The sequence below is a fragment of the Streptomyces sp. NPDC058195 genome, from assembly GCF_042883525.1.
Taxonomy (GTDB): Bacteria; Actinomycetota; Actinomycetes; order Streptomycetales; family Streptomycetaceae; genus Streptomyces.
In genome coordinates this window covers 65,628-76,267 of the sequence record NZ_JBHVVM010000036.1, presented here as the reverse complement: position 1 = coordinate 76,267, position 10,640 = coordinate 65,628, and the positions used below count along the sequence as shown (strand labels likewise).

At 68.5% G+C, this 10,640-nt stretch carries 11 protein-coding genes and 1 riboswitch; of the genes, 10 read left to right on the top strand and 1 reads right to left on the bottom strand.

Translation table 11 applies throughout. The features are described from left to right. Positions 1–185 precede the first annotated feature (185 nt). The 10 genes from ACFVWY_RS31740 (at position 186) to ACFVWY_RS31695 (ending at position 10,116) form a co-directional block, all read left to right on the top strand. Positions 186–794, top strand: coding sequence for a CDP-alcohol phosphatidyltransferase family protein (locus ACFVWY_RS31740; protein ID WP_389878359.1), 609 nt, complete (start codon positions 186–188; stop codon positions 792–794). Between the two features lie 113 nt (positions 795–907). Continuing rightward, a complete protein-coding gene (locus ACFVWY_RS31735; protein ID WP_389878358.1) occupies positions 908–3,403 on the top strand; it encodes a sugar phosphate nucleotidyltransferase in 2,496 nt (831 codons plus the stop codon). A gap of 92 nt (positions 3,404–3,495) precedes the next feature. After that, entirely contained in the window at positions 3,496–4,419 is a 924-nt protein-coding gene (locus ACFVWY_RS31730; protein WP_389878357.1) for a DUF881 domain-containing protein, read from the top strand. Beyond that, complete coding sequence (locus tag ACFVWY_RS31725; protein WP_003970459.1) at positions 4,416–4,748, top strand: small basic family protein; 333 nt, start codon at positions 4,416–4,418, stop codon at positions 4,746–4,748. Before ACFVWY_RS31730 ends, ACFVWY_RS31725 begins: the two co-directional genes overlap by 4 nt. Positions 4,749–4,753: 5 nt before the next feature. Further along, on the top strand, positions 4,754–5,542 hold the full coding sequence (locus tag ACFVWY_RS31720) for a DUF881 domain-containing protein (protein WP_389878356.1): 789 nt from the start codon (positions 4,754–4,756) through the stop codon (positions 5,540–5,542). Between the two features lie 190 nt (positions 5,543–5,732). After that, positions 5,733–6,521, top strand: a complete 789-nt coding sequence (locus ACFVWY_RS31715) for an FHA domain-containing protein (protein ID WP_389878355.1) — start codon at positions 5,733–5,735, stop codon at positions 6,519–6,521. Positions 6,522–6,538: 17 nt separating this feature from the next. After that, positions 6,539–7,279 carry a MerR family transcriptional regulator gene (locus ACFVWY_RS31710; RefSeq protein WP_389878354.1) on the top strand — a complete coding sequence of 247 codons (741 nt, stop codon included), beginning with the start codon at positions 6,539–6,541 and terminating at the stop codon, positions 7,277–7,279. Between the two features lie 53 nt (positions 7,280–7,332). Continuing rightward, positions 7,333–7,806, top strand: coding sequence for a bifunctional nuclease family protein (locus tag ACFVWY_RS31705; protein WP_024493232.1), 474 nt, complete (start codon positions 7,333–7,335; stop codon positions 7,804–7,806). Between the two features lie 168 nt (positions 7,807–7,974). Further along, on the top strand, positions 7,975–8,589 hold the full coding sequence (locus ACFVWY_RS31700; RefSeq protein WP_389878353.1) for a MerR family transcriptional regulator: 615 nt from the start codon (positions 7,975–7,977) through the stop codon (positions 8,587–8,589). 57 nt (positions 8,590–8,646) lie between these two features. Further along, the gene (locus ACFVWY_RS31695; RefSeq protein ID WP_389878352.1) at positions 8,647–10,116 is read left to right on the top strand and encodes a DNA polymerase IV; all 1,470 of its coding nucleotides are present in this window, start codon (positions 8,647–8,649) and stop codon (positions 10,114–10,116) included. Here the strand turns inward: ACFVWY_RS31695 and ACFVWY_RS31690 are convergent. Continuing rightward, on the bottom strand, positions 10,041–10,409 hold the full coding sequence (locus tag ACFVWY_RS31690; protein WP_389878351.1) for a PRC-barrel domain-containing protein: 369 nt from the start codon (positions 10,407–10,409) through the stop codon (positions 10,041–10,043). The two genes, ACFVWY_RS31695 and ACFVWY_RS31690, sit on opposite strands and share 76 nt — an antisense overlap. 113 nt (positions 10,410–10,522) lie before the next feature. Then, positions 10,523–10,620, top strand: a riboswitch (glycine riboswitch). The last annotated feature ends 20 nt before the right edge of the window (positions 10,621–10,640 follow it).

Sequence of the window (10,640 nt, the reverse complement as noted above, 5' to 3'; positions counted from 1 at the left end):
GGGGGGACCCTGTGGGAGAGTAGGACGCCGCCGAACTCCTTTTCGGGAAAGCCCCGTGTCCGTCAGGACACGGGGCTTTTTCGCGTTCCCGAAGACGTGGGCCGTTACCCCTGTGCAAGCGGTAGCAGTGGGTGAGGGTAAGGTCAGGGGGCATCATTGGCACTTTCTTCACAGGAGGCCCCCGGGTGGAGGTCCAGGAGACTCGGGTTCAGACGGACCGGGTACTCACCATCCCCAACATCCTCAGCATGGCTCGCCTTGTTGGTGTTCCGCTCTTCTTGTGGCTGATTCTTCGCCCCGTGTTCGGTGGACCGCAGAGCGATGGCTGGGCTCTGCTGGTGTTGATGTTCAGCGGCATCAGCGACTACCTCGACGGTAAGCTCGCCCGCCGGTGGAACCAGATCAGCAGCCTCGGCCGGCTCCTGGACCCCGCTGCGGACCGCCTTTACATCCTTTCGACTCTCGTCGGCCTGACCTGGCGCGAGATCCTGCCGATCTGGCTCACCGCGCTACTGCTGGCCCGTGAGCTGATGCTCCTTGTGATGGTCGGAATCCTGCGGCGTCACGGCTATCCGCCGCCCCAGGTGAACTTCCTCGGCAAGGCCGCGACGTTCAACCTGATGTACGCGTTCCCCTTGTTGCTGCTCAGCGACGGAAGTGGTTGGCTGGCATCGCTGGCCGCTATTTTCGGATGGGCGTTCGCAGGTTGGGGTACAACGCTCTACTGGTGGGCAGGAATCCTTTACGTGGTGCAAGTCCGCCGGCTCGTCACGGCGGACGCAGAAGCCGATTGAGCTCGTTGCCGCGGTGCCGCGCAGTGTGGCCGGCCCGCCGCTGATGACCCGGATGGTGCCCTGACGGGCGAAGTCGGCTCAACCGTCGTCTCTTCAAGGAGGACGTTTCCGACATGAAGGCCGTCGTGATGGCTGGCGGCGAAGGCACACGCCTTCGCCCCATGACCTCAAGCATGCCCAAGCCCCTTCTGCCCGTCGCCAATCGGCCGATCATGGAGCACGTGCTTCGGCTGCTCAAGCGGCACGGGCTGAACGAGACCGTCGTAACGGTCCAGTTTCTTGCCTCGCTGGTCAAGAATTACTTCGGGGACGGCGAAGAGCTCGGGATGGAGCTCAGCTATGCCAACGAGGAGAAGCCACTCGGCACCGCGGGGAGTGTGAAGAACGCCGAAGAGGCACTGAAGGACGACACCTTCCTGGTCATTTCCGGGGACGCGCTCACCGACTTCGACCTCACCGACCTCATCGCCTTCCACAAGGAAAAAGGCGGGCTGGTCACGGTGTGCCTGACTCGTGTGCCGAACCCGCTGGAATTCGGCATCACGATTGTGGACGAGGGAGGCCAGGTCGAGCGCTTCCTGGAGAAACCCACCTGGGGCCAGGTCTTCTCGGACACCGTGAATACGGGCATCTACGTCATGGAGCCCGAGGTATTCGACTATGTCGCGGCCGATGTGTCGGTGGACTGGTCGGGTGATGTCTTCCCCCAGCTCATGAAGGAAGGCAAGCCCATCTACGGCTACATCGCCGAGGGCTACTGGGAGGACGTCGGCACGCACGAGAGCTACGTGAAGGCACAGGCCGACGTGCTGGAACGCAAGGTCGACGTCGATATCGACGGATTCGAGATCTCACCGGGCGTATGGGTCGCGGAAGGCGCGGAAGTGCATCCCGACGCGGTGCTTCGCGGACCGCTCTACATCGGTGACTACGCAAAGGTCGAAGCCGGCGCAGAGGTACGCGAGCACACGGTCATCGGATCGAATGTGGTGGTCAAGAGCGGTGCATTCCTGCACAAGGCCGTGATCCACGACAACGTCTATATCGGCCAGCACAGCAACCTGCGCGGATGCGTGATCGGCAAGAACACCGACGTCATGGGAGCGGTCCGTATCGAGGACGGCGCCGTCATCGGCGACGAGTGCCTGATCGGCGAGGAATCGATCATTCAGGGCAATGTCCGGGTCTACCCGTTCAAGACCATCGAGGCCGGTGCCTTCGTCAATACCTCGGTCATCTGGGAATCACGCGGGCAGGCGCATCTCTTCGGCGCCCGTGGCGTGTCCGGGATCCTGAACGTCGAGATCACCCCCGAACTGGCCGTCCGGCTCGCCGGAGCCTATGCCACCACCCTCAAGAAGGGCGCGACGGTCACCACCGCACGCGACCACTCCCGTGGTGCCCGTGCCCTGAAGCGAGCCGTGATCTCCGCGCTCCAGGCCAGCGCCATCGACGTCCGGGACCTGGAGAACGTACCCCTGCCGGTCGCCCGTCAGCAGACCGCGAGGGGCAGCGCGGGCGGGATCATGATCCGTACGTCTCCCGGGGTGCCCGATTCGGTCGACATCATGTTCATCGACGAACGGGGAGCGGACCTGTCACAGGCCCGCCAGCGGAAGCTGGACCGGGTCTACGCACGTCAGGAGTACCGCAGGGCCTTCCCGGGCGAGATCGGGGACCTGTACTTCCCCTCCAGCGTCTTCGACTCGTACACCGGGTCACTGCTGCGGAACGTCGACACCTCGGGCATCGCCGACGCCGGGCTCAAAGTCGTCGTCGACGCGTCCAACGGAAGCGCCGGGCTCGTGCTGCCCAGTTTGCTCGGACGGCTCGGGGTCGACGCGCTCACCATCAATCCCGGTCTCGACGAAGCGCGGCCGACCGAGACCGCCGAGGCGCGGCGCTCCGGAATGGTGAGGCTGGGCGAGATCGTGGCCTCGGCGGGGGCTTCGTTCGGCGTGCGGTTCGATCCGGTGGGGGAACGGCTCTCCCTGGTCGACGAGCGAGGACGGATCGTCGAGGACGACCGGGCGCTCCTGGTGCTGCTCGATCTCGTGGCGGCCGAGCGGCGCAGCGGGCGGGTGGCTCTGCCCGTGACCACGACACGCGTCGCCGAGCAGGTCGCCGCGTACCACGGTACGCAGGTCGCATGGACGACCACATCCCCGGATGACCTGACGCGGGTGGGACGTGAGGAAGGCACCATCTTCGGTGGAGACGGGCGCGGCGGCTTCATCGTTCCCGAATTCAGCAGCGTCTTCGACGGATCGGCCGCCTTCGTGCGGCTCCTCGGGCTGGTGGCCAGGACACAGCTCACCCTCAGCCAGATCGATGCCCGTATCCCCCGTGCCCATGTCCTGCGCCGTGACCTGGCAACCCCCTGGGCCGTCAAGGGCCTGGTGATGCGCCGGGTGGTGGAGGCCGCCGGTGACCGCAGCGTCGACACGACGGACGGCGTACGGGTGGTGGAGGCCGACGGGCGCTGGGTGATGGTGCTGCCCGACCCGGCCGAGGCCGTCACCCATCTGTGGGCCGAGGGACCGGACGACGCGTCCGCGCAGGCGCTGCTGGACGAGTGGGCGGGCGTTGTGGAGGGCGCGGGCCGCTGACGCCGCCGCTGTGCCCGCGACGGCGTGACGTCCGCGGGCACAGCGGTGGGGCCATTCGGCGGTAGCCGTGGCGACGTGCGACGATGTGCGGCATGTCGCAGCAGCCCCCCGATCGGAGTACCGCCCCGCCCCCCGCGCGTCCCGATGCCTCCATGTCGCTGCTGACCAACGTGATGGACCACAGCCTCGACGACGGATACGCCGAGGCGTCGGCGCGCCGCAGGGCCGACGGGACCGCGGGCCTGCCCCGTACGCTCAGGTCGAAGCTCGGGCTCGCCGCCTGTCTGGTGCTCGCCGCGCTCGTCGTGACGCTCGGGGCCGCGGAGGCCCGGGTCTCCGCACCGGTCCTCGCCAAGGAACGCCAGGAGCTGATCGGGCGCATCGACGACGAGACCGAGGCCGCCGACACCCTCGAAGCAGACGTGGACAAGCTCCGGGCCGACGTGGGCAGGCGCCAGCGCAAGGCCCTGGAGAAGCACGGCGGGGACCAGGGGGAGCGGGTGGCTCTGCTCGCCGGGGCGACCCCGGTGGAGGGGCCCGGCGTGAAGCTCGTCGTCGACGACGCCAAGGACACCGAGCAGGGAGGCGGCGGCCCCAGGGAGACCAGCGGGTTCGCCGACACCGGGCGAGTCCGTGACCGGGACCTCCAGCGGGTCGTCAACGGACTGTGGCAGTCCGGCGCGGAGGCGATCGCGATCAACGGCCAGCGGCTGACGGCCCTGTCGGCGATCCGGGCCGCGGGCGACGCCATACTGGTCGACAACAGGCCGTTGGTGCCGCCTTACTCAGTACTGGCGGTGGGGAACGGCAAGCAGCTCGCCGCCGCCTTCCAGGACAGCGCGGACGGGCAGTACCTGCAAGCGCTGAAGGACACCTTCGACATCCGGACGAGCCTGTCCGTGCAGCAGAAGGTCAGCCTTCCGGTCGCGCCGAGCCTGATCGTACGTACAGCAGAGCCTTATCGGGCCGCAGACACCGGCAGTGGTGCGGCAGACACAGGGAAGGGCACATCGTGATCGCCGTACTGGGCCTCGTCGTGGGAGTCGTGGTCGGGCTGTTGGTCCGGCCCGAGGTACCGGCCGTTGTCGAGCCGTATCTCCCGATCGCCGTCGTGGCCGCACTCGACGCAGTCTTCGGCGGCCTGCGGGCCATGCTCGACGGGATCTTCGTCGACAAGGTCTTCGTCGTGTCGTTCCTCTCGAACGTCGTGGTGGCCGCCCTCATCGTGTTCCTGGGAGACAAGCTGGGCGTCGGCGCGCAGCTGTCCACGGGTGTGGTGGTCGTGCTCGGGATCCGGATCTTCTCCAACGCCGCGGCCATCCGCCGGCACGTCTTCCGGGCCTGATGCAGATGAGCAGCGAGGAACTTCCCGACGGCCCCGAGCGGGCCGAGGAGCCGGCACCGGCCCCCGCCAAGGAACTCACCGGCCGTCAGCGACTGGCCGCCGGTCTCTGGCCGCCGAGGGTGACACGGGCCCAACTGACCGTCGCGGTGCTGCTGTTCGTCCTCGGTCTCGGGCTGGCCATTCAGGTGCGCTCCAACAGCGACAACAGCGCACTGCGCGGTGCCCGGCAGGAGGACCTGGTCCGGATCCTCGACGAGCTGGACGACCGGACGCAGCGCCTGGAGGACGAGAAGCAGCGGCTGGCCGCTCAGCGCACGGAACTGGAGAACAGCTCCGACCAGGCCGAGGAGGCGCGCAGGCAGACGGTCGAGAAGGAGCGGCAACTGGGTGTCCTCGCGGGCACCGTGGCGGCTCACGGGCCCGGGATCACGCTCACCGTCAACGACCCCGGGGACGGGGTGAAGGCGGACATGCTGCTGGACGCGCTCCAGGAGCTGCGTGCGGCGGGCGCCGAGGCGATCGAGGTCAACGGGGTGCGCGTGGTGGCCAACACCTACTTCTCCGGTGACGGCGGCCATGTCAGCGTCGACGACCGTAAGATCACTGAACCGTACGTCTTCAAGGTGATCGGCAAGCCCCAGGACCTGGAGCCTGCGCTGAACATCCCGGGCGGTGTGGTGCAGACGCTGGAGAAGGAGCAGGCCACCGTGCAGGTCGCGCAGGCCGACGACATCGTGGTGGATGCCTTGCGACCGGCGGAGCAGCCTGACTACGCTCGGTCGTCGTCACCGTGACATCGCCGGGCGGAGGGGTCGAAGGACACGCGCGCGAGGTTGCGGGGGGTCGCCGCATCGTATTGGCGGTGCGTGGTGGAAACTGTCGAGTGGATACGGACGTTGTGAAGATGTCCGGGTCGGCAGGTGTGTTCATTCAGGGTTCGTCCTGCCCCACGGGCGGGTCTATTTCGGTCAAGGGGAATCGCCCGTGAAGTTGTTTGGGAAGTTGTTCGGCAAGAGCGCTCGAGACGAGGCCGCCCGCCATCGCGCACCGCGCCATGGCCAGGCGGAGGAGCAGGGTTCGGAACGCCCGCTCTTCCGTGATCAGGTGTCAGGTACGGGCAGTGACAATTCGGGAGCAACCGGCGCGTCGTCTGTTGACCCCGCCGGTGCCGCCCGCATAGGTTTCGGGGAATCGTCGGCCTCGAATTCGGGTGGAGGGCTCGCCCCCGGGCAGGAGGGATCGTCCATGCCGGTCTGCCCGAGGTGCGGCCATCGCAATGCCGAGGGCAGCCGGTTCTGTTCCAACTGCGGTACGCCGCTGCGGGGCGGGATTCCGGAGCGCGCCTCGGAGACGACCTCGACGATCTCCATCTCCGGTCTTGAGGCGTACGACGCGGAGGCCACCGGCCAGACCGCCATTCCGTCGCTGTCGCCCGAGGCGCAGGCCGCCGTGGAGGCCCTGCCGCTCGGCTCGGCGCTCCTGGTGGTGCGCCGCGGCCCGAATTCCGGCAGTCGTTTCCTGCTGGATGGTGAGGTGACCACGGCGGGCCGTCACCCGCAGAGCGACATCTTCCTCGACGACGTGACGGTGTCGCGTCGGCACGTGGAGTTCCACAGGGGTACCGACGGCAGCTTCACGGTCGGGGACGTGGGCAGCCTGAACGGCACCTACGTCAATCGTGAGCGCATCGACTCCGTCGCCCTGTCCAACGGAGACGAAGTGCAGATCGGCAAGTACCGGCTGGTCTTCTACGCGAGCCAGCGCGGTATCTGACCCGTCAGGGAAGGTCCATGCTCAGAACACCGACGGGCGGTGCCGTGGTCGGCACCGCCACCGGCGACGACCGCCCGATGAGCATCGGTACGGTGCTGCTGCGGCTGCGGGAAGAGTTCCCCGAAGTCACGATCTCCAAGATCAGATTCCTGGAGGCGGAAGGGCTCGTCGAGCCGCAGCGGACCCCTTCCGGCTATCGAAAGTTCCGCGGTGCCGATGTGGAGCGGCTGGCCCAGGTGCTGCGCATGCAGCGGGACCACTACCTGCCGCTGAAGGTGATCCGCGAGCATCTGGACGCCCTCGCCCGTGGTGAACAGGCCGCCCTGCCGTCCGGGGGCGGTCCTCGGGACCTGGCCGACGGGACCGTAGCGGAGTTCGGGCGGCCCACCGCCGCCCGGATCGGCCGTGCCGAGCTGCTGGCCGCCGCCGAGGTCACCGAGAGTGAACTCGACGAGTGGGAGTCGTACGGTCTGGTCACCCCCACCGCCGAGGGCGGCTACGACGCCGAGGCGGTCACCGTCGCCAGGCTTGTGGCGGATCTGGGCAGGTTCGGTCTCGAACCGCGTCACCTGCGTGCCATGCGGGCGGCTGCGGATCGTGAGGTCGGGCTCATCGAGCAGATGGTCGCACCCTTGCGCAGACATCGGAATCCGCAGACCAGGGCCCATGCGGAGGCCACCGCGAAAGAGCTGGCGGAGCTGTCCGTGAGGCTTCATTCGGCCTTTGTGCAGAGCGCTCTGCACATCCGACTCCACTGATCACGCCGGTGCCCGACTACCCAAACCTGCCGGGCACGTCCTAGGGTTGCTGTGTGAACGAGCTCGACGTTGTGGGTGTCCGGGTGGAAATGCCCTCGAACCAGCCGATCGTGCTCCTGCGTGAAGTGGGAGGCGACCGGTTCCTCCCCATTTGGATCGGTCCAGGGGAGGCGACCGCGATCGCCTTCGCCCAGCAGGGCATGGCACCGGCCAGGCCACTGACCCATGATCTCTTCAAGGACGTGCTCGAGGCCGTGGGCCAGGAGCTCACCGAGGTCCGCATCACGGACCTCCGGGAGGGGGTCTTCTACGCGGAGCTGGTCTTCGCCAGCGGGGTCGAGGTGAGCGCGCGTCCGTCGGACGCCATAGCGCTCGCCCTGCGCACGGGAACGCCGATCTACGGCAGTGACGGGGTGCTCGACGACGCAGGCATCGCGATCCCGGACGAGCAGGAGGACGAGGTGGAGAAGTTCCGCGAGTTCCTCGACCAGATCTCCCCGGAGGACTTCGGCACCAACAGCCAGTGACCGTTCTTCGAGGCCGCCGTCAGCGCATCCGACAAGCCTTTCCCGGTTGTGATGCCGGGGAAACCACCCTCGGGGTGATTATCACTCGGCGTGCCGAGTGTGGCGATCGTTGACGCACCCCGAGTGACTGCCTACCTTCGAGAGGGCAGGTCAAGGACGGAGGTCGGCGTGAGAAGCAGCGGCGACGGTACGGCAGCGGGTGGGCCGTGTCCGCAGCAGGGGAGTACAGCCGACCGCACCATCGTGCAACCGGTTCAACCGGCGGTGGCGGGGGGCGCAGTGGCATCGGCCAACGACATCGGCTACCGCGGGCCGACAGCCTGTGCGGCTGCCGGGATCACCTACCGGCAGCTGGACTACTGGGCGCGTACGGGGCTGGTGGAACCGAGTGTGCGCCCCGCGTACGGCTCCGGTACGCAGCGGCTCTACAGCTTCCGGGACGTCGTCCTGCTGAAGATCGTGAAGCGTTTCCTGGACACCGGTGTGGCGCTCCAGAACATCCGCACCACGGTGCAGCACCTGCGGGCCCGCGGATTCCAGGATCTTGAGCGGATGACGCTGATGAGCGACGGGGCGACGGTGTACGAGTGCTCCTCCCCCGACGAGGTCGTCAGCCTCCTCCAGGGCGGCCAGGGGGTCTTCGGCATCGCCGTGGGCGTGGTGTGGCAGGACGTCGACGCCGCGCTCTCGCAGCTGCACGGCGAGCGGGTGGACACCGGCGAGACGCTCGTCGGGAACAACCCCGCCGATGAGCTGGCACGACGCCGCAACCGGGCCGGCTGACCCGCCCGGTCTTCCGGTCCCGGCGATTGTCAGTGCCGTAGGGCAGCATCGGTGGGTGTGAGAGCCGCGCCCACCATCCTCCATCTCGACATGGACGCCTTCTACGCCTCGGCCGAGCAGGCGGCCAAGCCGAGCCTGCGCGGCAAGCCGGTCGTGGTGGGCGGCCTGGGGCCGCGCGGAGTGGTCGCGACCGCCTCGTACGAGGCGCGGCGCTTCGGGGTGCACTCCGCCATGCCGATGGCGCAGGCGCGGCGCCTCGCGCCGAACGCGGCCTATCTGGTGCCCCGCTTCCAGCTGTACCGGGCGGTGAGCGACCAGGTGATGGAGCTGCTCGGGCGGCTCTCCCCGTTGGTGGAGCCGCTCAGCCTGGACGAGGCCTTCGTGGACCTGGAGGCCGGGGGGACGGCCGATGACACCGCGTCGGCGCTGGAGATCGGTGAGCGGCTGCGTGCGGCCATCAGGGAGGTCACCGGGCTCACCGGATCGGTGGGGCTCGCCGGCTCCAAGATGCTGGCCAAGATCGCCTCGGAGGAGGCCAAGCCGAACGGTCTGCGGCTCATACCCCCCGGCACGGAGCGCGCGATGCTCGCGCCCAAGCCGGTGCGGATCCTCCCCGGGGTGGGGCCCGCCACGGCGGACCATCTGCGCCGTGCCGGGATGACCACGGTGGATGACCTGGCCGAGGCCGGTGAGGACGAGCTCGTACGCCTGCTCGGCAAGGCGCACGGCAGCTCGCTCCACCATATGGCGCTCGGGCACGACGACCGGCCGGTGGTCGCGGAGCGGGACGCGAAATCGGTATCGGTGGAGGACACCTTCGACGCCGATCTCCACGACCGGATCCGGATCCGGTCGGAGGTCGAGCGGCTGGCCGACCGGTGCGTCCAGCGGCTGCGGGGCGCGGGGCGGTCCGGGCGCACCGTGGTGCTGAAGGTGCGCCGCTACGACTTCTCGACGCTCACCCGGTCCGAGACGCTCCGAGGGCCCACGGACGACCCCACGGTGGTCCGTGAGGCCGCCGCACGGCTTCTGGAGGCCGTGGACACCACCGGGGGCGTCCGGCTCCTCGGAGTGGGCGTCACGGGGCTCGCCGACTACACGCAGGAGGATCTCTTCGCCCAGGCCGCCGGGGAGCGGACGACCGCCGAGGAAGCGGCGCAGGAGGCACCAGTGGTGGCAGACGCCGCCGCAGGCGACGCCGGTCCGCCGGGCGAGCCCGGGACGAAGGCCCCGCAGAGCGCCGAGCAGCGTGCGGCCCGGCACTGGTCCGCCGGACAGGACGTGCACCACGCCGCGTACGGACACGGCTGGGTGCAGGGAAGCGGTGTCGGACGGGTGACGGTGCGCTTCGAGGAGCCCGAGTCGGCGCCCGGCCGGGTGCGTACGTTCAGGATCGATGATCCGGAGCTCCGGCCGGCCGACCCGCTGCCCCTGGTGCGGAATCCGCCGGACTACTCGTCGTGGCCGGCCAGCCTGCCGAAGTCGCGGTCCGGGGGAACGTCCCCGGGCGGGGAGTCGAGCCCGTAGTGGCGGTAGAGCTGGAGTTCCTGCTCCGGTGAGAGATGGCGGCCGACGCCGAAGTCGGGCGCGTCCTTGATCAGGGACCGGTCGAAGGGGACGCGGAGCGTGTCCTCCACGAATTCGCTCGGTTCCAGGGGCACGAACGCGTCCCGGCTGAAGAGTCCGGTACGCACGGCGGCCCATTCAGGAACCCCGGTCGCGTCGTCGAGGTACACCTCGTCCACGGTCCCGATCTTGGTGCCCTTGCGGTCGAACGCCTTGCGGCCGATCAGGCTGCGCGGATCGATGTCGCTCTGCACGATCCCTCCCACTGGTCGCGGCTACTCCACAAGCACTACACAAGGGCAGATCCGGATGGTTGGCCACTCGAGAAATCGGCCACGAACCCCGCTGGTAGGCTGGTCATGGCCGCTGACCCCGTGCGGGAGAGTCCTTCGGAGCTGATCCGCGGGACGCCGAAGGAGCAAATCCTCCCCGGAATCTCTCAGGCCCCCGTACCGCACGGATGAGGTCACTCTGGAAAGCAGGGC